The organism is Flavobacterium sediminis, from assembly GCF_003148385.1.
In the GTDB taxonomy this organism is placed as follows: Bacteria; Bacteroidota; Bacteroidia; order Flavobacteriales; family Flavobacteriaceae; genus Flavobacterium; species Flavobacterium sediminis.
In genome coordinates this window covers 857074-882119 of the sequence record NZ_CP029463.1, presented here as the reverse complement: position 1 = coordinate 882119, position 25046 = coordinate 857074, and the positions used below count along the sequence as shown (strand labels likewise).

The 25046-nt window shown below is 34.2% G+C and carries 24 protein-coding genes; 15 read left to right on the top strand and 9 right to left on the bottom strand.

Going from position 1 to position 25046, the window contains the following annotated elements:
- Positions 1 to 16 precede the first annotated feature (16 nt).
- From DI487_RS04210 to DI487_RS04190, 5 genes are all read right to left on the bottom strand, one after another.
- A complete protein-coding gene (locus tag DI487_RS04210; protein ID WP_109568559.1) occupies positions 17 to 730 on the bottom strand; it encodes a hypothetical protein in 714 nt (237 codons plus the stop codon).
- Between the two features lie 155 nt (positions 731 to 885).
- Positions 886 to 2910 carry a M3 family metallopeptidase gene (locus DI487_RS04205; RefSeq protein WP_109568558.1) on the bottom strand — a complete coding sequence of 675 codons (2025 nt, stop codon included), beginning with the start codon at positions 2908 to 2910 and terminating at the stop codon, positions 886 to 888.
- 154 nt (positions 2911 to 3064) lie between these two features.
- Positions 3065 to 3547, bottom strand: coding sequence for a 5-(carboxyamino)imidazole ribonucleotide mutase (purE, locus tag DI487_RS04200; RefSeq protein ID WP_109568557.1), 483 nt, complete (start codon positions 3545 to 3547; stop codon positions 3065 to 3067).
- Between the two features lie 320 nt (positions 3548 to 3867).
- Positions 3868 to 5022 carry a 5-(carboxyamino)imidazole ribonucleotide synthase gene (locus DI487_RS04195; RefSeq protein WP_109568556.1) on the bottom strand — a complete coding sequence of 385 codons (1155 nt, stop codon included), beginning with the start codon at positions 5020 to 5022 and terminating at the stop codon, positions 3868 to 3870.
- 70 nt (positions 5023 to 5092) lie between these two features.
- A complete protein-coding gene (locus DI487_RS04190; RefSeq protein ID WP_109568555.1) occupies positions 5093 to 5638 on the bottom strand; it encodes a hypothetical protein in 546 nt (181 codons plus the stop codon).
- Positions 5639 to 5736: 98 nt separating this feature from the next.
- On the opposite strand from DI487_RS04190, the gene DI487_RS04185 reads away from it, so the two are divergent.
- The 3 genes from DI487_RS04185 (at position 5737) to DI487_RS04175 (ending at position 10310) form a co-directional block, all read left to right on the top strand.
- The gene (locus DI487_RS04185; protein ID WP_109568554.1) at positions 5737 to 6849 is read left to right on the top strand and encodes an adenylate kinase; all 1113 of its coding nucleotides are present in this window, start codon (positions 5737 to 5739) and stop codon (positions 6847 to 6849) included.
- Between the two features lie 174 nt (positions 6850 to 7023).
- Positions 7024 to 8025, top strand: coding sequence for a GTPase ObgE (obgE, locus tag DI487_RS04180; protein WP_109568553.1), 1002 nt, complete (start codon positions 7024 to 7026; stop codon positions 8023 to 8025).
- 137 nt (positions 8026 to 8162) lie between these two features.
- Entirely contained in the window at positions 8163 to 10310 is a 2148-nt protein-coding gene (locus DI487_RS04175; protein WP_109568552.1) for a S46 family peptidase, read from the top strand.
- A 42-nt stretch (positions 10311 to 10352) separates the two neighbouring features.
- Here the strand turns inward: DI487_RS04175 and DI487_RS04170 are convergent, their stop codons facing one another.
- Positions 10353 to 11504 carry a carboxypeptidase-like regulatory domain-containing protein gene (locus DI487_RS04170; protein ID WP_109568551.1) on the bottom strand — a complete coding sequence of 384 codons (1152 nt, stop codon included), beginning with the start codon at positions 11502 to 11504 and terminating at the stop codon, positions 10353 to 10355.
- A gap of 95 nt (positions 11505 to 11599) precedes the next feature.
- Here DI487_RS04170 and DI487_RS04165 point away from each other — a divergent pair, with 95 nt between their 5' ends.
- Both DI487_RS04165 and DI487_RS04160 read left to right on the top strand, forming a co-directional pair.
- Positions 11600 to 12286, top strand: a complete 687-nt coding sequence (locus tag DI487_RS04165) for a tetratricopeptide repeat protein (RefSeq protein WP_109568550.1) — start codon at positions 11600 to 11602, stop codon at positions 12284 to 12286.
- A 37-nt stretch (positions 12287 to 12323) separates the two neighbouring features.
- On the top strand, positions 12324 to 13679 hold the full coding sequence (locus DI487_RS04160) for a UDP-N-acetylmuramate--L-alanine ligase (protein WP_109568549.1): 1356 nt from the start codon (positions 12324 to 12326) through the stop codon (positions 13677 to 13679).
- Between the two features lie 582 nt (positions 13680 to 14261).
- Here DI487_RS04160 and DI487_RS04155 read toward each other — a convergent pair.
- Positions 14262 to 14912 (bottom strand): DUF1287 domain-containing protein, encoded by a 651-nt coding sequence (locus DI487_RS04155; RefSeq protein WP_109568548.1) that lies wholly within the window; start codon positions 14910 to 14912, stop codon positions 14262 to 14264.
- A gap of 182 nt (positions 14913 to 15094) precedes the next feature.
- Here DI487_RS04155 and radC point away from each other — a divergent pair, with 182 nt between their 5' ends.
- The 7 genes from radC (at position 15095) to DI487_RS04125 (ending at position 19775) form a co-directional block, all read left to right on the top strand.
- Positions 15095 to 15778 carry a RadC family protein gene (gene radC, locus DI487_RS04150; protein WP_109568547.1) on the top strand — a complete coding sequence of 228 codons (684 nt, stop codon included), beginning with the start codon at positions 15095 to 15097 and terminating at the stop codon, positions 15776 to 15778.
- A gap of 176 nt (positions 15779 to 15954) precedes the next feature.
- The gene (locus DI487_RS04145; RefSeq protein ID WP_109568546.1) at positions 15955 to 16584 is read left to right on the top strand and encodes an ABC transporter ATP-binding protein; all 630 of its coding nucleotides are present in this window, start codon (positions 15955 to 15957) and stop codon (positions 16582 to 16584) included.
- Position 16585: 1 nt separating this feature from the next.
- The gene (locus DI487_RS16255) at positions 16586 to 16918 is read left to right on the top strand and encodes a hypothetical protein (RefSeq protein WP_245896530.1); all 333 of its coding nucleotides are present in this window, start codon (positions 16586 to 16588) and stop codon (positions 16916 to 16918) included.
- Entirely contained in the window at positions 16846 to 17871 is a 1026-nt protein-coding gene (locus DI487_RS04140) for an ABC transporter permease (RefSeq protein ID WP_245896529.1), read from the top strand. The genes DI487_RS16255 and DI487_RS04140 overlap by 73 nt, the downstream gene beginning before the upstream one ends.
- Entirely contained in the window at positions 17864 to 18349 is a 486-nt protein-coding gene (locus DI487_RS04135) for a hypothetical protein (protein ID WP_109568545.1), read from the top strand. Before DI487_RS04140 ends, DI487_RS04135 begins: the two co-directional genes overlap by 8 nt.
- Before the next feature lie 14 nt (positions 18350 to 18363).
- The gene (locus tag DI487_RS04130; protein WP_109568544.1) at positions 18364 to 19053 is read left to right on the top strand and encodes a YjjG family noncanonical pyrimidine nucleotidase; all 690 of its coding nucleotides are present in this window, start codon (positions 18364 to 18366) and stop codon (positions 19051 to 19053) included.
- Positions 19050 to 19775 carry a hypothetical protein gene (locus DI487_RS04125; RefSeq protein WP_109568543.1) on the top strand — a complete coding sequence of 242 codons (726 nt, stop codon included), beginning with the start codon at positions 19050 to 19052 and terminating at the stop codon, positions 19773 to 19775. The genes DI487_RS04130 and DI487_RS04125 overlap by 4 nt, the downstream gene beginning before the upstream one ends.
- 17 nt (positions 19776 to 19792) lie before the next feature.
- Here the strand turns inward: DI487_RS04125 and DI487_RS04120 are convergent, their stop codons facing one another.
- Positions 19793 to 21070 carry a replication-associated recombination protein A gene (locus tag DI487_RS04120; RefSeq protein WP_109568542.1) on the bottom strand — a complete coding sequence of 426 codons (1278 nt, stop codon included), beginning with the start codon at positions 21068 to 21070 and terminating at the stop codon, positions 19793 to 19795.
- A gap of 246 nt (positions 21071 to 21316) precedes the next feature.
- On the opposite strand from DI487_RS04120, the gene DI487_RS04115 reads away from it, so the two are divergent.
- Both DI487_RS04115 and DI487_RS04110 read left to right on the top strand, forming a co-directional pair.
- Entirely contained in the window at positions 21317 to 21757 is a 441-nt protein-coding gene (locus DI487_RS04115) for an Hsp20/alpha crystallin family protein (RefSeq protein ID WP_109568541.1), read from the top strand.
- Between the two features lie 95 nt (positions 21758 to 21852).
- Positions 21853 to 22635, top strand: a complete 783-nt coding sequence (locus DI487_RS04110; protein WP_109568540.1) for a rhomboid family intramembrane serine protease — start codon at positions 21853 to 21855, stop codon at positions 22633 to 22635.
- Between the two features lie 11 nt (positions 22636 to 22646).
- Here the strand turns inward: DI487_RS04110 and DI487_RS04105 are convergent, their stop codons facing one another.
- Complete coding sequence (locus DI487_RS04105) at positions 22647 to 23249, bottom strand: NAD(P)H-dependent oxidoreductase (RefSeq protein WP_109568539.1); 603 nt, start codon at positions 23247 to 23249, stop codon at positions 22647 to 22649.
- A gap of 357 nt (positions 23250 to 23606) precedes the next feature.
- On the opposite strand from DI487_RS04105, the gene DI487_RS04100 reads away from it, so the two are divergent.
- The gene (locus DI487_RS04100; protein ID WP_109568538.1) at positions 23607 to 25025 is read left to right on the top strand and encodes a tetratricopeptide repeat protein; all 1419 of its coding nucleotides are present in this window, start codon (positions 23607 to 23609) and stop codon (positions 25023 to 25025) included.
- Positions 25026 to 25046 lie beyond the last annotated feature (21 nt).

The following is a 25046-nucleotide window of genomic DNA, read 5'->3' as shown; positions in this document are numbered from 1 at the left end:
AATTGTTTCTTTAATTTTACCAAAATTCTGACGGATCAGACCATTCGTTACCACCACCACCATCATTGTAAGAGTCTTCGATTGTGTATCTTTCAGAATTATTCTCGTTATTGAATTTTTCTTCAATTTCAGTATTTTTAATTTCAATCTCAAAATCTAAATTTTCTAAATATTCTTTAACGATTGAGGTTATTTCTAATTCACTTTTATTCAATTTATAATCAACTAGATAATCATATAATGTGAATAGTTTGTCATTTATTATTACGTTAAAAGATTTGATTAATTTATTATCATGTTTTACAATTGTACTATCCTCATATCCATATTTTTCTCCAACATTAAAATATTTTAATTCAATAAAAGGTGTTTCTTTAGTTAGTATTGCCATGATTTCAAATAGTTCTTGAGAATTAAATTTTTTAAAAAAAATTGTAGAAATCAGATAAATTGAAATTTCTTTATAATCTTGATATGTTTTTGGGAGTTTTGGAAACTCATTAAATGGATCATATCTTTTCTTTTCACCTAAGTGAATTTTAATTCGGAGTGCTATTTTCTTGTTTGTTAAAAAGATATCCTCCCAAGAATTTGTATGATTGTTAAATTTTCTATATTCATGTTTTACCCAATTATATTTGTCTTTATCTAAATAGTTTTTTAATGTATATTGTCTTTCGTTTGTGTAATCTATTGGTTTTGCAAAATCTACTTGATATTTAGGTTTCATATTTTTGAGTTTGAAAGTAATTAGTATTGCTTTTTTAAAGTATATTAACTAAACTTTTATATTTTAGAAATAAGGAATTGTTTTTCCTAAAAATAACGAAAAAAGGATTACCAATATTTCATCGGTAATCCTTTTTGTTTCATTTTATTAACAATCTAAACCAATCCCGCTCTTTTTAATAAAGCTTCCGGTGTCGGTTCATGACCACGGAATTTTTTATACAACTCCATCGGGTGTTCGGTTCCTCCTTTAGAAAGAACATACTCTTTGAATTTCGCAGCCACTTCTTTGTTGAAGATGCCTTTTTCTTCAAAGTAAGCAAAAGCATCAGCATCTAAAACTTCTGCCCATTTGTAACTATAATAACCGGAAGAATAGCCGCCTTGAAAAATATGTGAAAAGGAAGTACTCATGCAATTTTCAGTCACATCCGGATATAGTTTAGTACTTTCAAATGCTTTTAATTCAAATTTTTTGACATCCTCTATAGGTTGAGGTTTTCCGTGATAAGCCATGTCAAGCAAACCAAAGCTCAGTTGGCGAACCGTAGCCAATCCTTCTAAAAAGTTGGCACTTTCTTTAATTTTATCTACATATTCCTGCGGAATAATTTCTCCGGTTTCATAATGTGTAGCAAATAATGCCAAAGCTTCCGGTTGGTAACACCAGTTTTCCATGATTTGACTCGGTAATTCTACAAAATCCCAATACACAGAAGTTCCTGATAAACTCGGATAAGTAGTATTTGCTAACATACCATGCAAACCATGTCCGAATTCGTGAAACAAAGTAGTAACTTCATTAAAAGTTAACAAAGATGGTTTGGTTTTAGTAGGTGGTGTAAAATTACATACATTGGAAATATGCGGACGCTCGTTGATTCCGTTTTTGATAAATTGTGATTTAAAGGAAGTCATCCAGGCACCGTTTCGCTTTCCTTTTCTAGGGAAAAAATCAGCATAAAAAAGCGCAACAAGATTGCCTTCAAAGTCTACAACTTCGTATGTTTTTACATCTTCGTGATATTTGTCGATGTCAAATATCTCTTTAAATGTAATTCCGTATAATTTTTCAGCAACGGTAAAAGCACCTTGTAAAACATTTTCTAATTTGAAATACGGTTTTAATTTTTCATCATCTAAATTGAATTTTTTCTGTTTCAATTTTTCCGAATAATAAGCACCATCCCATTTTTCCAGATGCTCAATTCCGTCTGATTCTTTTGCAAAAGCAGTAAGTTCGGCAAATTCTTTTTCAGCAGCTGGTTTGGCTTTTTCTAAAAGATCATTTAAAAACGATTGAACTTTTTCCGGACTTTGAGCCATTCGTTCTTCCAGAACAAAATGAGCATGAGAAGCATAACCTAATAAGTTGGCGCGCTCGTGACGCAAACGAACGATATCTTTAACGTTTTGCTGATTGTCAAATTCGTTATTTTGAAATGCTTTTTTCCCGTAAGCAATAGAAATTTCTTTTCGTAATTCTCTATTATCAACATAGGTTACAAAAGGCAAATAACTTGGAAAATCCAAAGTAAAGATCCAACCTTCAACATTTTTACTTTTGGCTAAGTCGGCTGCGGCTTCTTTAGCACCTTCCGGTAAGCCTTGTAAATCGGCTTCATTCGTAACATGTAACTGGTAATTGTTGGTCTCTGCCAAAACGTTTTCGCCAAAAGTCAATTTAAGTTTAGCTAATTGTGTATCGATCTCGCGAAGCTTTTTCTTCTGCTCTTCATTCAATAAAGCGCCGTTGCGAACAAAACCTTTGTATTTTTTGTCCAATAACGTTTGCTGTTCCACAGTAAGAGACAGATTGTCTTTTGTATCATAAATTGCTTTGACTCTTTTGAACAGATCTTCATTTAAAGTGATATCATTGCTGAATTCAGTCAGCCAAGGCGATACTTCCTGAGCGATTTTTTGCATCTCATCAGAAGTTTCTGCTGAATTTAAGTTGAAAAAGATGCTGGATAAACGATCTAATTCTTGTCCGGCAAAATCTAAAGCAGCAATTGTATTATCAAAATCAGGCGCTTTTGTATCGTGAATTATGCAATCGATTTCCTGCTTTGCCTTTGCTATGCAAGCTTCGAACGCCGGTTTGTAATCAGACAGTTGAATTTGGCTGAAAGGAGCCGAATTATATTTAGTGTTAAATTTTTCCAAAAAAGTGTTCATAATTTTGTTTTTATCGATAAAGTGTATAGATTTGCCGACGAAATGCTATAACGAATGCATTAATTAATCAGAAAGAGTAGAATTTTTTTTATAGTTGTCACTTAATTGTGGATGGAAATACCCCGATCTTTTCGGGGTATTCTATTTTTATATCCTAAGCTTTCAAGTCGGCTGCGGCTTTTAAAACAGCTTGTTTTAAACTTTCTTTATAGGCAACGATCTTGTCTAATATAGTTTTATCACTGCTTCCTATGATCTGAGCGGCTAAAATACCGGCATTCTTTGCCCCGTTCAGTGCTACAGTCGCCACAGGAACACCGCCCGGCATTTGTAGAATGGATAGGACAGAATCCCAACCGTCAATAGAATTGCTCGATTTTACCGGAACACCGATAACCGGAAGCGGACTCATAGAAGCCACCATCCCCGGTAAATGTGCGGCACCTCCGGCACCGGCAATAATGACAGAAATTCCTCTGTTGTGCGCATTTGAACTGAAATCTACTAATTTTTCAGGCGTACGGTGTGCAGAAACAATATCTACTTCTACCTCAATTCCAAATTCTTTTATGATGTTGATGGCGTCTTGCATTACCGGCATATCTGAAATGCTGCCCATTACTACTGCTACTTTCATTTAATTAAGTCGTAATTTAATTATTTATAGTTGTTGTTTTTTACGTTTAGAAAATAAAAATACAATTATCCAATGAATTAAATAATCTATGATAAAATAAAAATGGTTGATTCCTTTTATTTCATCATTATCTAACCATTCTGTTTTTTGAAAAGCAAAAGGAAACCCTATGTTGATGCTAACTTTATTCGGTGAAATCAATAGGTAAAATCCTTCAATAAAATATCTAAAGCAAGTAATTAAGCAGAAAAAAATAAAAGAATAAATGCTAATTCTAAAAAATGATTTTATTTTTTTCAAATCTTCAAATTAACACATTATTAAATTGAAATCACTTTAATACTATTCTTCACTTCTTCAGCAACTCGTCTGGCTTCTGTCATATCTTCATTTACAATCGTTACATGTCCCATTTTCCGAAAAGGGCGTGTTTCTCTTTTGCCGTAAATGTGTGGTGTAACGCCATCGATAGCCATTATCTTTTCAATGTTTTCATAAACGACTTGACCGCTATAGCCTTCTTCACCTACTAAGTTAACCATAATTCCGGCAACTTTACTATCGGTATTTCCTAAAGGTAAGTCTAAAATAGCACGGATGTGGTTTTCAAATTGAGAAGTATAGCTAGCTTCAATAGAGTAATGTCCCGAATTATGTGGTCTTGGAGCCACTTCGTTAACCAAGATTTCATCGTTTTCTGTTTGGAACATTTCAACAGCTAATAAGCCTACGTGGTTAAACGCTTCCGAAACTTTTAAAGCAATTTCCCGAGCTTTTTTAGCGACAGTTTCGTCGATACGAGCCGGACAAATAACATACTCTACCTGATTTGCTTCCGGATGAAATTCCATTTCAACAACCGGATACGTTTTGATTTCGCCTGAAGTACTTCGGGCAACAATAACCGCCAATTCGTTCTTAAAAGGAACCATGTCTTCTGCCAAACATTCTACATCAGGTAAGTTTACCAAGTCCATAGCCGAACGGCAAATTTGTACACCATTACCGTCATATCCGCCTTGTGCACTTTTCCAGACAAAAGGAAAATCCAGTTCGTCCTTATTCAAAGCTTGGTGTAAATCATCAAGTCCCACAAAACGTTGGTGTTTTGAAGTAGGGATATTGTGCTTTACGTAAAAATCTTTTTGTTTGCCTTTGTTTTGTATCAGACGTAATGTTTGAGGTGACGGGTAAACCGGTAAGCCTTCTTCTTCCAATTTTTCCAAAGCTTCAAGGTTTACGTTTTCGATTTCAATGGTTAAGAGATCCACCATTTTTCCTAATTGGTAAACCGTATCGTAATCAATTAAACTTCCTTTGTAAAAAGCATTGCATCCGAATCGGGAAGGAGCTTCGGCACTTGGGTCTAAAACCACGGTCTGTATATCAAATTTTCGGGTTTCGGTCAGGAGCATTTTTCCCAATTGGCCTCCTCCTAAAATTCCTAATTTAAAGTCTGATGAAAAGTAATTCATTTGTTTTGCGTTGTTTGCCTGCAAAGATACTCAGACAATTACGAATTCACAATGATGCGCCTGTAATTTGTTATCGGTTCAGTTTCTTTAAAAGATTGCGTGCGACACTTTGGTAAGCTGCTGAATGATCGGGGAAATCCTGCGCTAAGATCAGTTTTAAATCGTCGGCGATCCAAGGGTACTTTTTACTTAGCACAAATAAAGCTTTCATAGCATACACTTTAGCAGCTACTTTTTCATTTTGGATCAAGCGATCTAAAAGAACCTCAATGATGTTGTGTTCCTGCTCTGTACTCAGTGAAATACCGTTTTTACGATGATTGCTTTTTACCATAAAAAAGCAAATCTTGATAGCTGGCCGTATAGCGGAATCATTTTGTAGTAGCGGTAAAGTTTCACAGAAAGCATCAATGTATGGAACAAAGAGCTTTAATTTTTTCTCGCATACGAATTCTAACCCCCAAAAGGCTTTAACGTGATTTTCATTTGAAGAGGAAAAAGCAATAGCGGTTAATTCGTTAATTTTTTCTTTGCGAATAACATAATTACAAATACTCATTCTGCTTTTTCGGTGAGCCGTACTTTCTGTTAATTTTTCTTCCAGTTCCGTTTTCATACTGTAAATATATCTAATTTGCAAAAAAGTTCAACACTTTAAACCTATATCTTGAATACTTCCTTAAATTTGTGGTTTATTGCAAAAAAATAAGAGAAGTGATTCAACTACACGATAAAACTTTTGAGCCTTTTATATCAGCGCAAGAGTTAGACTATGCTATTCAAAATGTAGCCAAACAGATTGAAGATGATTTTTTTGATGATGTTCCGGTATTCATCGGAGTCTTAAACGGATCTTTTATGTTTTTTTCCGATTTGTTGAAACATTATTCACGCCCGTGTGAAGTAAGTTTTATCAAGTTGGCATCTTACGAAGGAACACAATCCACTAACGATGTAAAGCAACTTATTGGTCTTAATCAGAACCTGAAAGGAAGAAGTGTTATTGTGGTTGAGGATATTGTAGATACCGGAAATACAGTAGTAGAACTAAAAAAAATGTTCAAAGCACAGGAAGTAAAGCACTTCAAGATTGCAACACTTTTCTTTAAACCGGAAGCCTATACAAAAGATATCAAACTGGATTATGTAGGAATTCGCATTCCAAACAAGTTTATTGTAGGCTTTGGTTTAGATTACGACGGATTAGGAAGAAATTTAAAACAAGTATATCAACTTTCAAATACAAACAACACAATGATTAATATAGTATTGTTCGGTAAACCGGGAGCAGGAAAAGGAACTCAGGCAGAATTTTTAAAAGAAAAATACAACTTAGTGCACTTGTCAACCGGAGATATTTTCCGTTACAACATAAAAAATAATACCGAACTAGGTCAGCTAGCAAAATCGTATATGGATAAAGGCGATTTAGTTCCGGATGAAGTAACTATAAAAATGCTTCAGGATGAAGTAGAGAAAAATCCGAATGCTAAAGGCTTCTTATTTGATGGTTTTCCAAGAACTATTGCACAAGCTGATGCTTTAGATACATTTTTACAAACTAAAAACTGGGAAGTAACGGCAACCGTTGCTCTTGAAGCAGATGATGAAATTCTGGTGCAACGTTTGTTAGAAAGAGGAAAAACATCAGGAAGACCAGACGATCAGGACGAGGAAAAAATCCGCAATCGCTACCAAGAATACAATGAAAAAACAGCACCATTAATTGATTATTATAAAGCACAGCATAAATTTCATTCTGTAGACGGAATAGGATCTATTGCCGAAGTTACGGAACGCTTATCAGCTGTTATTGATAAATTATAAATGATTTTTCAGATCATTTTCAAAAAGCTTCCTTTTAAGGAAGCTTTTTTTATAAAAAACAGTATGTAAAAAGTTGATGAGAAAATCGGCTAATAAATATTACCTTTGCAAAAATGTTTAACAGAAGACGAAGTTAAATTTCTAACTTCCAACTTCTAACTTCTAAATTCAGTTATGACCGAAGGGAATTTTGTAGATTACGTAAAAATATATGTAGCATCGGGAAAAGGAGGGAAAGGTTCAACTCACTTGCATCGAGAAAAATTTATTGATAAAGGAGGACCCGACGGAGGTGACGGAGGTCGTGGCGGACATGTTATACTAAAGGGGAATAAGAACCTTTGGACATTATACCATTTGAAATTTACGAAGCATGTGAAAGCCGGTCACGGAGGCGACGGAGGGAGTAGCAGAAGTACCGGTGCCGATGGTGAAGATAAGATCATAGAAGTGCCTTTAGGAACTGTGGTAAAAGACAAAGAAACAGATGAAGTGCTGTTTGAAATTACCGAAGACGGTGAAGAAAAGATCCTAGCTCGCGGAGGAAAAGGAGGGTTAGGGAACTGGCATTTCAGAAGTGCAACCAATCAAACTCCTCGTTATGCTCAACCCGGACTTTCGGGGGAAGAACTGGATATAATTCTGGAATTAAAAGTTTTGGCTGATGTAGGTTTGGTCGGTTTTCCTAATGCAGGGAAATCAACGTTGCTTTCAGTGTTAACAGCAGCGAAGCCTAAGATCGCTGATTATCCGTTTACAACTTTAAAACCGAATCTGGGAATTGTGGCTTATCGTGATTTCCAATCGTTTGTTATTGCCGATATTCCGGGAATTATTGAAGGGGCTGCTGAAGGAAAAGGCTTAGGCCATTATTTTCTGCGTCATATTGAGCGCAATTCGACTTTGTTGTTCTTAATTCCGGCAGATGCTGATGATATTAAAAAGGAATATGAAATTCTTCTGGATGAACTTCGTCGTTATAATCCTGAAATGCTGGATAAAGACCGTTTGATTGTTGTTTCAAAATCAGACATGCTGGACGAAGAATTAAAAGCTGAGATGAAAGAGGAACTTGATGTAGCTTTTAGAGGGCTCAATTATATGTTCATTTCTTCGGTAGCACAACAGGGACTTCAGGAGTTGAAAGATAAATTATGGAAAATGCTTAATGCTTAAAAAAAATAAAAACAACCTTAGGGTTGTTTTTTTATGCCTGTTAAAAATAACTTAAAAAATAGAGCGGTTGAAGATTGATTTTTATAAAATTCTTAAAAATATTTTATCTTAGCCGGAAAATCAACAACTAAATTAATATGAAAAAATTTGCTTTATCATTAGTAGTAACAATGCTTTTAGCACCTGCTACTATTTTTGCAGATGAAGGAATGTGGTTTTTGATGTTCATTGAACGATTAAACCACCGCGATATGCAAAAAATGGGCTTACAGCTAACAACTGACGAAATTTATAGTATCAATCACCATAGTTTGAAAGATGCTATTGTTCAGTTTAACGGAGGTTGTACGGCTGAAATTATCTCAAAAGACGGATTAGTGTTAACCAATCACCATTGTGGTTACGAGTCTATAGCAGAGCTTTCTACTCCTGAATCTAACTATTTAAGAGACGGTTACTGGGCGGCAGACAGATCACAGGAATTGAAACCTAAAAGTTTATATGTTCGCTTTTTTGTCCGAATGGATGATGTGACCAAAAGAATCTTATCAAAAGTAAATCCGCAAATGACAGAAGCAGAGCGGGAAGCAGCCATTAACAAAGAAACAGCATTGATCCAGAAAGAGAATAGCGAAGGCGGGAAATATACAGTTTCCGTAAAGTCATTCTTTCAGGGAAATGAGTTTTATTACTTTGTGTACCAAGACTATAAAGACGTACGTTTTGTAGGAACACCACCGGAAAGTATCGGGAAATTTGGCGGAGATACAGATAACTGGGAATGGCCTCGTCATACCGGAGATTTTTCCATGTTCAGAGTATATGCAGATTCAGAAGGAAATCCTGCTGAATATTCACCGGAAAATGTGCCTTTAAAAGCGAAATACCATTTACCGATCAATTTGAATGGTGTAAAAGAGGGTGATTTTGCAATGATCTTAGGTTATCCGGGAAGAACTAACCGTTGGATGCCATCAGGAGGAATTGAGCAAAATGTAAAATATGCGTATCCGGCTTGGGTAGAAGGTTCTAAAACCGGTATGGATGCTATGAAAAAATATATGGATCAGAGTGATGCTATTCGTTTGATGTATGCTTCAAAATATGCACGCGTAGCAAACTATTGGAAGAATCGTCAAGGAATGATAGATGCTTTAACAGCGCATAGAACGGCACATATCAAAGCCGAAAATGAGAAAACTTTTAATAAGTGGGCAAGTAAAAAGGCTAATAAAGCTAAATATGGCACTGTTATAAAAGATATCAATGCCTATTACAAACTGACCAATGAAAAAGCACGTCATGATAATTACTTGATGACTATGTTCAGAACCAGTTCGTTTGCCATTATTTCCAGAACTTTGGGGAGAAGACTGAAAAATTATGCAAGTGCTGATGAGGATGTTAGAAAATTAATGAAACCGGCATTAGAAGAAGAAATCAAAGGTTTTTATAAAGAAATCTATCTTCCGGCAGAAAAAGAGATTCTGACCCGACAATTGACATTGTATACAAATAAAGCGGGATACATTTTGTCTCCGTTAGTAGTTGATGTGGCAAAAAGAGCAAAAGGTGATTTTGCGCCTTATGTGCATAATTTATTTGAATTATCACTTTTCGGAAAAGAGGAATATTTGCTGAAATTTTTAGAGATGCCAGATCTGAAAACATTAGAGAATGATGATCTGTATAGTTTTTCTGAAGCGATGCTTGGACATTATTATAAGAAAACAGAAGAAGTAGAGCAGGCAGAAGAAAAATTTTCAAAAGCATACCGTTTATTGGTGGAAGGTTTGAGAGAATCTAAATTAAGCACGATCTTATATCCGGATGCGAATTCCACATTGCGTTTAACATACGGAAAAGTAAGAGCATTGCCGGAAGATAAAAGAAATGATGCTAAAGACAACTTCTATACAACGATGAAAGGGATGGTAGCTAAGTATAAACCGAATGATCCGGAATTTGATTTGCCTAAAAAAGTTTTAGAGATGTTTGAACGAAAAGAGTTCGGACGTTATGCTGATCCGAATGGCTATATGCCGGTGAATTTCTTAACAGATAATGATATTACCGGAGGAAATTCAGGTTCGCCGGTATTAAACGGAAAAGGAGAATTGATAGGTTTAGCATTTGACGGAAATATTGAAGCTATGGCAGGAGATGTGATTTTTGATACGGAATTGCAAAGAACCATTAATGTAGATATCCGTTATGTATTATGGCTTATTGATGAGTTTTCCGGAGCGAAACATATTGTAGATGAAATGACGATTGTTGAATAAAATCATTTTATATTTTAAAAAAGTCCCGATTCGGGACTTTTTTTATGGGTTAAAATCAAGAGGAATCAGATCTCCGACTTTTTTCCAGCCCATGTATCCATAGACGAGTAGGTTAAGTGGGTTATAGTAATTGCCATTTGAAAAAACTTCAACTTTTTCATTTTCAACTTTTAAATAGGAAACTTGATAAAAGTTGTCGGTCATATATTTTGAATCCGGACTTGCCTTGGTATAAGTAATCAGTACATAATTTTCAAAATCTAAGAACTGCCTGTCTTCGGAATCTTTTACAAAATCAGTTTTACTCAATGCCTTCCCAATTATAGTAATCTCTTTTTTGGGTAGATCTTTGAAAAAATGATAGTTTCCGGTTTTTTTTGCTTCTTCTTTCATTTTTTTTAAAGTGTTCGCATCAGGATATTTTGGATTGTCTTTAATAATGTATTGGCTGATGAGAAAGCCTTCTTCTTTTATTTTGTTTTCATGGGCAGATTTTAGGAAATGATTTAGCGAACCATAATAGGCTTCTAATCTGTTTTTTGTAACTTTTTTAGGTTTTAATTTGTACTTTTCAACGATATCTTCAAAAAAGGAATATCCAAGATAGAAGGTAAAACCTTGTTGCTCTTTAGGGTTGATGAGGTTGAATTCAATTAAATCATAATTGATTAAATACCCTGTGGCTTTATTCAATACAAGTAACGGTTTATTAGTGTTAGCAATTAGCCTGTAACCTGTAGAATCCGATATTTCAGTGAAATAAAGTTCTTCTTCATTTAGTATTTCTGCATTTTGAGCCAATGTACTTTGTCCTAAGAAGCTTGTTTTGAAAATTTTATAACGCCTGTGCCAATCCTTGTCCTGTTTTTGTTTGACAACCACTACTTCATTTAACGTGTTGCTTTTTTCTCTCAATAATATTGTTTTCGAAAAATCACTGCTATCACTCAGATCTAATTTGACATTAATCGTGTAATAGCCCAGATAGCTCACAACAATTTCCTTTGTTTCCCGGGATAGCTGTAGACTGAAATCACCATCTATATCCGTAGTCGTTCCTATACTTGAATTCGGTATATATATAGAAGTGCCGGAAAGAGGTTCTTTTGTTCTGGCATCAATGACTTTTCCGGAAAAAGTTATTTGGGAGAAAATTAAAGTAGGGAGAAAAAAAAGTATAATAAATTTGAACATTTATTGTGATGATAAAGTTGTTGTTGATTAGAAAGTAAATTTATAAAATTTATCTGTAGTTTTTAATTGAAATCAATTCTTTACCTTTGAACCTGATGAAAAAACTTTGTTTCTGGCTATTATTTTCTACAATTAGTTTTGCCCAATCTGACTTTGAATTGGGGAAACAATATTTTGCTGAAAAAAAGTGGGAATTGGCACGAAATAATTTTGAAAAATACTTAGAGCAAGACCCGGAGAACTCTGAAGTTGTTGAATATCTGGGGGATATTTTCGGACATCAAAAGAAATGGGATGCCGCTATTGAAAAATACAAAATGCTCCGAGATAAATTTCCGGGAAATGCTGATTATTGGTACAAATATGGCGGCGCCTTAGGCATGAAAGCAAAAGAAAGTTCCAAATGGAAAGCGCTTGGGATGATTGATGATGTGGAAGAAGCTTTCTTAAAAGCAGCTAGTCTTGATAAAAGTCATATTGATGCCCGCTGGGCACTGGTAACTTTGTATATAGAATTGCCCGGAATAGTAGGCGGAAGTGAAAAAAAAGCGCAGTACTATGCTAACGAGTTGATGGGGCTTTCAAAAGTGGACGGTTATTTAGCAAAAGGCTACATAGATGTGTATTTTAAACGTTATGAAAAAGCCGAAAAAAATTATAGCAACGCCCATAAGATCGGACATTCAAAAACTACTTTTGAAAAGTTATATGACTTATATTTGAACAAGCTTAAAAATGCCGAAAAAGCCAAACAATTAAAAAAAGAATTTTACAAAACATAAAGTTATGGATTTCTAACTTTTAACTTCTAACTTTGAAATGAGAGTACACTTCATAGCCATTGGCGGAGCAGCCATGCACAACTTAGCCTTAGCCTTACATGAAAAAGGATATCAAGTAACCGGAAGCGATGATGCTATCTTTGAACCGTCAAAATCACGTTTAGATAGAAAAGGCTTGTTGCCAAAAGAATTAGGTTGGTTTCCGGAAAGGATCACAACCGATTTAGATGCGGTTATTTTAGGAATGCATGCTAAAAAAGACAATGCTGAATTATTGCGTGCACAAGAGTTTGGCGTGAAAATATATTCGTATCCTGAATTCTTATACGAACAGTCAAAAGATAAAACCCGTGTGGTTATAGGAGGGTCGCATGGAAAAACAACCATTACTTCCATGATTTTACATGTGATGAATTATCATGATATTGCCGTTGATTATATGGTTGGAGCGCAATTAGAAGGTTTTGATACGATGGTGCATTTAACCGAGGAAAATGAATTTATCGTTTTGGAAGGCGATGAATATTTAACGTCACCTATCGATTTGCGTCCGAAGTTTCATTTGTACCAGCCTAATATTGCTTTGATCTCCGGTATTGCCTGGGATCATATTAATGTATTCCCGACGTTTGAAAATTATGTAGAACAATTCCGGATTTTTACCAATGGGATTACTAAAGGCGGGATTTTAGTTTATAATGAAGAAGATGCGGTTGTAAAACAAGTAGCGGAAGAATGTGAAAACCAAATCCGAAAAATTCCGTACCAAACACCGGAATACACTGTTGAAGGAGGAGTGACTTATTTGGGAACACCGGACGGTTTTATGCCGATTGAGGTTTTCGGGGCACACAATCTGAACAATTTAGCAGGAGCGAAATGGATTTGCCAGTGTATGGGTGTTGATGAAGCTGAATTTTACGAAGCAATTGCTACTTTTAAAGGAGCAAGCAAACGTTTAGAGAAAATTGCAGAAAGCACTAATAAAGTAGCATATAAAGATTTTGCACATTCACCAAGCAAAGTGTCAGCGACGACAAAAGCAGTAAAAAATCAATATCCTGACAGAAAGTTAGTGGCTTGTTTAGAATTGCATACATATAGTAGTTTAAATGCCGAATTCTTAAAACAATATCAAGGCGCTTTAGATGCTGCTGATGTTGCAGTGGTTTTCTATTCACCTGATGCTGTTAAAATTAAGCAATTGGAAGAAGTAACGTATGAACAAATTGCCAATTCTTTTGAGCGCAAGGACTTGGTTATTTATACCAATCCAGTGGAATTTAAAGATTTTTTATTCAGTCAAAATTTAGATAACTCCGCTTTATTACTAATGAGTTCCGGTAATTACGGCGGATTGAATTTTGACGAAGTGAAGCAATTAATTAGTTAGTGTGTCAATTTGAAAATTTGATAATGAATAAAAAAATCCGAATTAAATTCGGATTTTTTTGTTTAAAATAATGTTATTTAATATTAATTTGATTTTGTAAAAACTCCATTAATGATTCTGTTTTTTGTAAGTCTTCATTAGAAGAATTAATTTTTAGTTTTCCAAATTTTGGATCTAATATAAATTCGAATGATATTTGGTTTAAGTTTTCTAAATTTACTTTTATAACTTTATTTATAAATTTGAAAGGAATGATATTGAAATAGGGTTCGGGTTCATTTCTACTATTAGAGGATTCAGTTAAAGTTGAAGAATAGATTATGAAATATTTTTTTCTAAGTCTAAGTATATTATTGGTTTTCCAGAATATTTTGGTTGTTATACCAAAGAATCTTATATGTATTAAAATTTAATGAAGAGGCTTTACAGTTTTACTATATTTATACCTCCTTGTTTCATGACTAACTAAATAAATCATTACAATTAGAACTAAAATAGGGATAATAATCATAATCTTTTTTGAAAATAAAATCAAATATAACTTTTTCCACTTAATAATTTTCAAATTTTCAAATCAACACATTATTTCCCATATCGATAGTGCCCGACAATTTTCCAATTGAAAAGGCAATCTTCTAAAACTTGTCCACTTCCTATGTTGTGGACAATTTTATTTCGTTTTCCATCATTTGATTTAATATGCGTTACAATCCCAATATGTGGAATCCCGTCGTCGGAAAGCCGCCATGTTACAATGTCGCCAATGGTATAATCACCAGCGTTCTGAGAAATGGGTAGACTTCTTCCTTTTCGTTTAAAAAAAGTTTCCAGATTAGGAACTCTGCGATGATCAATATTTTTATCGGTAGTTTTTAATCCCCAGATTTTCGGGTATAAGGAAAAGTTAGTTTTCATGTCTTCATGTACCTCTTTTTGCAGATCAATGCCTAATTTTCGATATGTCCGAATTACTACATCACTACAAACCCCTGTTTTAGCAGACACATCACCATTTGGATAAGTAATAGAAACATAAGTTGGAGTATATACTACTTCAGGATCTATAATTGAAATAGCAGCATTAGAAAGTTTCTGGTAGAAATCAATTTGATTTGAATCTTGAAAAAAATTTTCTTTCCGGATTTCTTTAGTGTCTTTTAAAACCCAATATTTAGTTTTCTCTTTACAATTAAAAAGAAGAAAGGATAAAAAAAAGGTGCTGATAATTTTCATAAGACTCATTTTAATTTTAAAACGGACTAATCATACTTTTAGTATTTATCGGCTATTCATGCTTGTTTTCAAACTTTATGATGATTCTAGAATGCTGAATTTTAAAAAAGGGTTGTTGCTTTTATGGTTTTATATTGACAAATTTTTCATACATTTGTTTTATAAATGCCAAATAAAATAGTATGTATACGCCAATTAATCAGTGGGCAGAGGACGATCGCCCACGCGAAAAGTTTTTACTTAAAGGTAAATCTTCTTTGTCCGACTCAGAGCTCTTAGCAATACTTATAGGGTCGGGTTCCCGTAGCGAAAGCGCTGTTCAGTTATGCCAACGCATTTTAGCGTCTTCACAAAATAATCTCAATCTTTTAGGGAAATTATCGATACAACAACTGACCCATTTTAAAGGAATAGGGGAGGCTAAAGCTATTGCTATTGCAGCTGCATTGGAATTAGGGCGAAGAAGACGAGAGGAAGAACTCGTTCAGCTAAAAAAAGTAACGTCCAGTAAAGCTGTTTTTGATGTAATGCATTCAATAATAGGTGAATTGCATCATGAAGAATTCTGGGTCTTATACCTGAATAATTCTAATAAAATAATCTATAAGTCACAAATCAGCAAAGGAGGACTCATAGGAACAGTTGTTGATATTCGTATACTGTTTAAGTTAGCATTAGAGCATAATGCCACTTCAGTCATTTTAGTACATAATCACCCTTCAGGAAAGCTGTCGGCAAGTGAAGCAGATGTTCAGATAACGAAAAAAATTAAATCAGCCGGAGAAAATTTAGACATTAGAGTATTGGATCATATTATCATTACCGAACGCTCTTATCTAAGCTTTGTTGACAATGGAATATTTTAGAAAAGATTAAGAAGTAGATTTGGAGCAATTCCTTATCTTGCAGACTAATTGAAAATAAGTTGAATAATTCTATCTCAAATTTAATTGTTCTTAGATAGGGCATTCTTAACCTTCGCTTTGAACAGATAAATAAATTTATGATTGGAATTTAAATTATAATTGAACATTAAGTTTTTATGATTAGCACTAAAGGAATAACTTTTTCTTATGCGGATGATCAACTGTTTCACATGCCGGATCTGCATTGTGATGCAGGAAATACTATTTTGATAACCGGTGATTCCGGAAAAGGAAAAACAACATATTTGCATATTTTGGCAGGTTTGTTAAAACCGAAGACCGGAGAAATTTTAGTTGATAAAACTGATATTGTTTCTCTATCAGAAGCAAAAGGAGATAAGTTCAGAGGAAAGCATATAGGTTTAGTATTGCAGAAATCGATCTTTATTGCGGCTTTTACCGTTTTAGAAAATTTAGAAATGGCAAGTTGGCTGGCAACCGGTAAGAAAAATACGGAAAGAGCTAAAAGGTTATTAGAGCAATTAGACATAACCGATCAGTCACATAAATTACCAAACCAATTAAGTATAGGGCAACAGCAACGTGTTTCTATTGCCCGTGCTTTGATGAATGAACCTAAAGTGCTTTTAGCAGATGAACCAACGTCAAGTCTGGATGACAAAAATGCAGAAAAAGTAATAAAGTTATTAACTGATTTGTCTAAAGAGTACAAAGCGGCCTTGGTAATTGTTACGCACGACACACGAATAAAAGAGAAGTTTATTAATAAAATAACGATGGTGTAAGATGATCACAAAATTAGCTTGGCGAAATATCTGGTTTAAACCGTTAAACACTATTTTGAGTATTATTTTGTTAACTTCAAGTGTAGCTATTATTACGGTGTTGATTTTATTGGAAAAACAATTTGAAGAAAAGTTTAATAGTAATATTGACGGAATTGATTTAGTAATGGGTGCCCAAGGAAGTCCGTTGCAATTAATTTTATCGTCAGTATATCAGGTAGATGCTCCTACCGGAAATATAAGCTTTGACTCCGCAAAGATATGGATGCAAAACCCTATGGTAAAGAGAGCCATTCCGTTGGCTTTCGGGATAATTATAAAGGATTTAAAATAGTAGGGACAACTTCTGAATATTTGGAAAAATACGGAGCAGTAATTTCTGAAGGAAAGGTATTTGAGAAGAATTTTGAAGTGGTGGTAGGTAGCGAAGCTGCTCAAAAATTAAATTTAGGTATAGGAGATGAGTTTTTCGGGGCACACGGTAGTGAAGAAGAAGGTGAAGTGCATGAACATTATGCTTACAAAGTGGTGGGAATTGCGTCAGCAACAGGTAGAGTAGTAGATAATTTAATTATTTCTAATATTCCCAGTGTATGGCAAATGCACGGAACTCATGAAGAAGAAGCCCATAGACATGAAGAAAATCCTGCGCATGGTGAAGCGGGTCATATTCATGAAGAAGGAGACGAACATGAACACCATATCGATGAGGAAAGTGATATGACAATTGACGAACCCGGAATGGAAATCACTTCAGTTTTATTGCAAATGCGAAACCCTATGGCAAAACTAACCTGGCAGCGAATCATTCCGCAAAATACCAAAATGCAGGCTGCATCTCCGGCAATTGAGATCAATCGCCTGTTTACATTGTTTGGCGTGGGAATAGATGCGCTTCGTTATTTAGCCTATGGAATAATGCTTATCTCCGGAATATCGATTTTTATAGCTCTTTTTAACACTTTAAAAGAACGTAAAAATGAATTTGCTTTGTTGCGTGTTAACGGTGCTGGGAGAAGACAATTACTAAAACTGGTTTTAATAGAAAGCTTATTGCTTTGTGTCTTAGGGTTTATTTTTGGTACGATTTTGGGAAGAATTGGTTTGATGTTGATCTCAAGATCATCAGAAAGTGATTTTAAATTGAGTTTTAATCCGTATGAGTTTATCTGGGATAAGGAAGGCTGGTTGTTAGTACTGACTTTATTAGTAGGCGTTATAGCAGCATTGATCCCGGCGATAAAAGCTTATACACTAAACATATCAAAAACATTAGCATATGCGTAATTTATATAAAATAGGAGTGGCCTTAGTAGTGGCGATTGCTATGTTCAGCTTTACCGATAAAAAAGAAAGTTTCAAAAAGGATCATTCGGAAAACATAGTTTTAACGGATACTTTGACCTGGAAATTATTAGGACAGATTGATTATGTAAAAAAACCGGATAAAACATATGGAGAAGTAATGTTTCCGGTGATTAATCCTAAATTAAGAGCTATGCAGGGAAAACCTGTTGTTATAAGCGGCTTTATTATTCCGATAGATAATAAGAATTATGCTATTAGTAAAAATGTATTTGCATCTTGTTTCTTCTGTGGAAAATCCGGTCCGGAAACCATAATGGGAATCAAATTTAAAGACGGTCTCCCTAAGTTAAAAACAGACCAATACGTAACTTTAAAAGGAATTTTTCGTTACAATGATAGCGATGTGGAAGATTGGATCTACCATGTTGAAAATGCAGTTATTGTAGAAGGAAACTAAAGAGCAAAAAATAAATGACTTTCTATCATAAAAAACACCTTTTCTTTGATTTAGATCATACTTTGTGGGATTTCGACAGAAATTCGGCAGCAGCTTTTGACGTTATTTTCAAAGAACACGGTTTTGATTTCAGTACGGAAGAATTCTTAAAGCATTATGTGCCCAGAAATCAGTATTATTGGAAACTGTATCAGGTAAATAAGGTTTCGCATGAAGATTTACGTTACTATCGTTTAAAAGATGTTTTTGATGTCTTGGGAGTTGATGTTTCAAGAGAAATAATCCATCAGCTTTCCGAAGATTACATTAGCCATTTACCAAATAGTAATCATTTGTTTGACGGAGCGATAGAAGTCTTAGAATACCTTCAGCCTCATTATAATCTTCATATCATTACAAATGGTTTTCATTTTGTACAAGATAAAAAATTAAGAAATGCAAATATTGAACATTTCTTTCAGACAGTTACCAACTCTGAAATGGCCGGAGAAAAAAAACCGCATCCGATAATTTTTGAGCACGCATTAAGTTTGGCTAATGCCGACAAACAAGAAAGTATTATGATAGGAGATAGTTTGGAAGCCGATGTTGAAGGTGCTATAAATTTCGGGATGGATGCTATTTTCTTTAATGCTGAAAAAATAGCGACAAACCAACCCGTTTACCAAATTAATCATCTGTTGGAATTAAAAAATATATTATGATAAAAAAGAGTTTTACAGCTATAGTCTTATTGTTAACTTTATTCGGTTGGGCACAGGAAAAATACCAATATGTAATTGTTCCGGCAAAATTTGAATTTTTAAAGGAAGCAAATCAATATGGATTAAATACGCTGACAAAATCTTTCTTTGAGACAGAAGGTTTTACGGTGTTCTATGATACAGACGAATTACCGATTGATATCGCAAACAACAGGTGTAAAGTTCTGTATGCAGAAGCAGTGGAGCAAAACAAACTGTTTACAACTAATGTGCTCTTTGAAATAAAAGATTGTCAAGGGAAAGTTTTGTATGAAAGTTTTAGAGGAAGTAGCCGGGAAAAATCATATGAAGTGGCTTATAAAGAAGCTTTCAGAGCTGCTTTGAGCTCTATGAAAGGACAATTGAATCTGACGAATAATTTTATTATTAATGTTGCTGCTGAGAATAAACCTTTAGTAGTTGAGGCTAAACCGGATAAAAAAGAAGTGCAAAAACAGGTAGATCCCAATCAGTTATTTGCATTGCCAATTGAAAATGGTTATAGGTTAGTAGATAGTGTCCCGAACGTGATCTATACTATACAGCAAACTTCTGTAGAGAATGTATTTATTGCACAAAAAGGTGAGATCAACGGTGTTTTTCAAAAGAAAATCAACGGGTGGTATTTTGACTATTATCAAAACGGAAATTTGGTTTCAGAAAGAATTAGTGTGAAGTTTTAGCCTTTTGTAATAAAGCTTTAATAACCATATTTATCTTTCCATCTATTCTTTAAAAATTGACGTAATTCACGCTCGCGAGCATTTTCCCCGGGCTCATAAAATTTTGTCTCTGAAATTTCAGTAGGTAAAAATTCTTGCTCAGCAAAATTGTTAGTATAATCGTGTGCATACTTATATTCATCGCCGTAACCTAACTCCTTCATTAACTTAGTAGGAGCATTTCTTAAATGTAGAGGAATCGGCAAGTCTCCTGTTTGTTTAACGAACTGTTGGGCTTTGCCTATGGCCATATAACTGGCATTGCTTTTTGCCGAACTTGCTAAGTAAATAGCACATTGACTCAGAATGATCCTGCTTTCGGGATAGCCAATTGTCGTTACAGCCTGAAAAGTATTATTCGCCATAATTAAAGCTGTCGGATTAGCATTGCCAATGTCTTCACTGGCTAAGATGAGCATTCGACGAGCAATAAATTTAACATCCTCACCTCCCTCAATCATACGGGCTAACCAGTATACGGCACCATTCGGGTCGCTGCCACGAATCGATTTAATAAAAGCAGAGATAATATCGTAATGCTGCTCTCCGGTTTTGTCATACATGACCGTATTTTTCTGAACCAATTGCATGACCTTATCGTTGGTGATTTCAATGGTATCTCCTTCACTGGCATTAATGACTAATTCAAAGATGTTCAATAATTTCCTGCCGTCTCCTCCTGAAAGTCGAAGCAAAGCTTCAGTTTCTATAAGTTGAATGTCTTTTGTTTTCAGAATTTCGTCTGTTTCAAGTGCTCTGTGTAAAAGAGCTTCTAAATCATCTTTGGTAAACGGATTTAAGACATAAACCTGACATCTCGACAGTAGTGCGGGGATTACTTCAAAACTTGGATTTTCAGTAGTAGCACCTATCAAAGTGACCCAACCCTTTTCAACAGCAGCCAGTAAAGAATCTTGTTGGGATTTACTGAATCTATGGATTTCATCAATAAACAGAATAGGGTTTTTACTGGTAAATAAACCGCCGCTTTGTTTTGCTTTTTCAATGACTTCTCTCACTTCTTTTACACCGGAGTGGATGGCGCTTAATTGGTAGAAAGGACGTTTGCTTTCCTGAGCCATGATCTGAGCTAATGTTGTTTTTCCGGTTCCCGGAGGCCCCCATAAAATTAAGCTGGGAATAATCCCCTTGTTAATTTGATGGGTCAACGAGCCTTGTTCTCCAACGAGGTGTAATTGGCTGATATATTCAGATAAATGTTGCGGACGTATGCGTTCTGCTAATGGTGCTTCCATAGTGTAAAATTACGATTTTCTATTCTATTTTCCAGTTGGAGGAAAGCAAACTTTTATTCTATAATATGACATTTTTTCAGAAAAAATGATTTGGTTTATTTTTTGTTGTAATCTTGCTGAAAATAAATGAATTATACAGGCTATTATAGATCTTTTTTAAATTAGTTTTTGTATTCTAATTGAAAAATACAATTGGAGATGCCGAAAACCAATAAAGTAGAGTAGGCTAATTAAAAACTTTAAATTATGTCATTAATAAAATGGAAAAATAATGATTTTTTTCCTGCTTTTGAAGGATTGTTCGGAGATTTCTTTAATGATGATTTTTATAAAAAAGGACTCCAATTGGGAACTACAGTTCCGGCTGTAAATGTGAAAGAAACGGATAATGGATATCAATTAGATGTCGCAGTTCCGGGGGTAAAAAAAGAAGATATTAAAGTGAATTTAGACAATGGTATTTTAACCATTTCTTCTGAATCAGAACATGAAGATGAAAGTAAGGAAGGAGAAAAAGTAACGCGTAAAGAATACAGCTATAGTTCTTTTTCCAGAAGTTTTTCTTTACCGGATAATGCTAATGAAGGTGAAATTGATGCTGAATACAAAGACGGGGTTTTGAAAATTAATATTCTGAAAACTGCCCCTAATCACGTTGAAAAAACACGATTGATTGAAGTGAAGTAATTTTTTTGTAATTTAAAATTGAAACCTGAAAGGTTTTTTAAGCCTTTCAGGTTTTTATATATAAGACCAGGAATCTTTTCAAAACCTGAAATAGAATGAAACGTATTGTGAGAGAACATCAATTCAAATTTACGGCTTCGGTAATCTTGTTGCCGTTAGTTTTTGTATTTGCAATGTGGTTGGTTTTTTGGGTGGAAATGAAATTTAACGTTAATTTCCATCATTACGGGATTTACCCCAGAGAGTGGTTCGGACTAAAAGGAGTGTTGTTAAGTCCGTTTCTACATTCCGATTTTCAACATATCACAAATAATTCTTTAGCCCTTTTGGTTTTGTTAGCCATGCTTCAGTATTTTTATAAAGCACAAACAGTAGCGGTTCTTTTTTTAGGGATTCTTTTTTCCGGATTCGGAACGTGGCTTTTAGGCCGTCCCAGTTATCATATAGGTGCCAGTGGGTTGATCTATGTTTTGGTAAGTTTTATCTTTTTTAAAGGTATATTTACTAAATATTATAGACTTATGGCGGTTTCTTTTGTGGTAGTATTGCTCTACGGAGGAATGGTTTGGTACATGTTTCCGGAAGTAGATCAGTCTGTTTCCTGGGAAGGGCATTTAAGTGGGTTTCTAACGGGTTTGTCTATGGCGCTTTTGATTAAAACACCTCAATTCGGAAAACCAATGCATTACGAATGGGAGCATCCTGATTTTAATCCGGAGAAAGATAAATTTATGCGAAATTTTGATGAAAACGGCAATTTTAATCCGCCGCCAAAAATTGTGTTAGCAGAGGAAGAAGATTCGCTAAAAAATTATTTTTCGTCTTCTATTAAGGTAATTTATGAGTTTTTGGGGTTTAAAAAAGAGACAAAAAGATAAGATTTACAGTTTTATTTTTTTGAGATGACTTTTTCAATTGGTAAACGCTTTTTCGGAGTGATTGAAGGTTGATTTCTGTCTTCACCGCTTCTTTTTCCGAGTGCAACTGCAAATAAGGTTTTGTAATCATTTGAAGTTTCTAATATTTCATCATATTTTTCAGGTTCTATTCCTCCCATAGGAGTGGTATCAATATTCATAGTTGCACAGGCACTGAGTAATACACCTAAAGCAATATGTACTTGCTGATCCATCCAGTTTTTTGTGTAAGCTATACCGAGTGGTTTAATATGGATATTGTAGTAAGTTACAGCGTATTCAGGTAAATACTCAGCCATTTGCTTTTCAAATAATTCAATATTATCAAGCATACTGAAAACGATCAAATGACTACAATCTTCAACCTTCTCTTTGTTGTGAAAAGAAAAAGGAGCCAGCGCTTCTTTTATTTTTTGATCAGAAACAATGGTAAATTTCCAAGGTTGACTGTTAAGGGAAGAAGGACTCAAATGTAAAATTTTTTCAATTTCTTGTATTTTTTCAGTGTCAAGTTTTACCCCTGAATCATACTTCTTAGTCGTATAACGCAATTTCATACATTCTAGAAAATTCATAATCTTTACAATTTTTAAGGGAATAGAAATTTTAATAAAGGTACAAAAGAAAAATATAGAAACTTTTTTATAACTAAACTTCTTTGTTAAAGAATTGGAGTAGTGTAAAATGCCTTTTGTTATGATAAGTTTTTTATTTTTTTGATGTAATTCACTAATATGTTGCTAGGTTAAAACTGGTTTTTAAATTGTCGAATATGTGCTTTTTGCGTATATTCGGTGCGTTTATTTTTAGACTGGAGATAGTTGAGTGCTTATTTTTTTAAATTTTAGTTAAAATTAATAGAAAGACTAAGCGTATTTTTTCCGGTTTGGAGCGTTAAAGTTATGTTGAAAGAGTGAATTACGTAAGATAAAATGATTGTCAATAAAAAGTGTGTTAAGGTCTTCTTTTGTTATATTGTACTATTCTTTTTTAGTGCAAGTCTTTTTTCGCAACAATCGGATGCAAGAAAAGAGTTAGAGCAAAAAGTCATTGCCAACGGAGCGCTTTTTAAACAAAACTTAGATGAAGCCAATAAGGAAATTGATGATCTGCTTCAGCAATCCATTAAACTTAAAGATTCAGTTTTAGAATTAAGAATATTGGATCGTAAGTGTCGGTATTTCTATGCTAAAAGAGATGTTGAAAAATTAGGTGTAACAGCTGAACAATTAAAAAAAAGATCAGAAGAATATAATAATATACAAATGCAAGGAATGGCTCATATTTATCTTGCAGAGACCTATTCAATTAACCAGCTTTACGATCAATCAATTACTGAATTAGAAACAGCATTAAAAGTTCTTGAAAAAGGAGATGATAAAGATATTCGGGTTTTCTTTACGAAAGTGAATGCTTTAAATGGCTTTGCCAATGTTTATAATTATATAGGACAACCGGAAAAAGCGGTAGAGAAATTACTTGAAGTTGTAGAAAGTTATGACAAGCTTCCAGATCCGGAAGACGTTAAAAGATACCAATACATAAATTATTCAAACTTAGCGAATACGTATATTTTGTTTGATCCGGAAAAGGCAAAATATTATGCTTTAAAATCAAATGCCTTAAAGCCCAAAGGCGCTCCTGATGATAACATTATGATGACCAATTATTTTGTTTTGGGATTAGTCTGTAAAGAAGAAAAAAAGACGGAAGAGGCACTGGATTTTTTTTTAAAGTCCTATGAATTGAGTAAGGTTAATGGGGAAGTTCTGAATTTGGAAGAACTGTATCTTAATTTAACTGAGGTTTATAAAAAAATGGGTGATTCTTCTCAAACTGCTTTTTTTGAGGGGAAATTAAAAGAAATTCGTTTGTCAACTTTAGAAAGTAAATACAATTCACTTCAAAAAATTTTAGATAAAGATAAAGAAACTGAAAATATAAAAGAGAGAAAAATCCCTTTATGGCTCTTTTACAGCGTAGGAGCTTTAATCCTTTTAGTTTTTGGAGCATGGATTTATTTGTTCAGAAAAAAGCAAAAAACAAAAGAGATCTTTGTGACAGATTATGAAGAACTCATTGAAATGATCCGAAAAGACGATCCGGGTTTCATGTTTGCTTTTGAGAAACTGTATCCTGATTTTTCAGAAAAACTTTTGCAGATAGATCCGAGCCTGACTAAATCAGAAATAGAGTTCTGTGCTTTACTTAAACTGAATCTTTCTACAAAGAAAATTGCAGAACTGAAATTTATTGAAATACGAACTGTTCAAAACAAAAAATACCGTATCCGGAAAAAACTAAACATTCCTCAGACAACAGATCTTTATAATTGGTTTTCTTTTGTTTAATTTTTGAAAAAACAAGCCTTT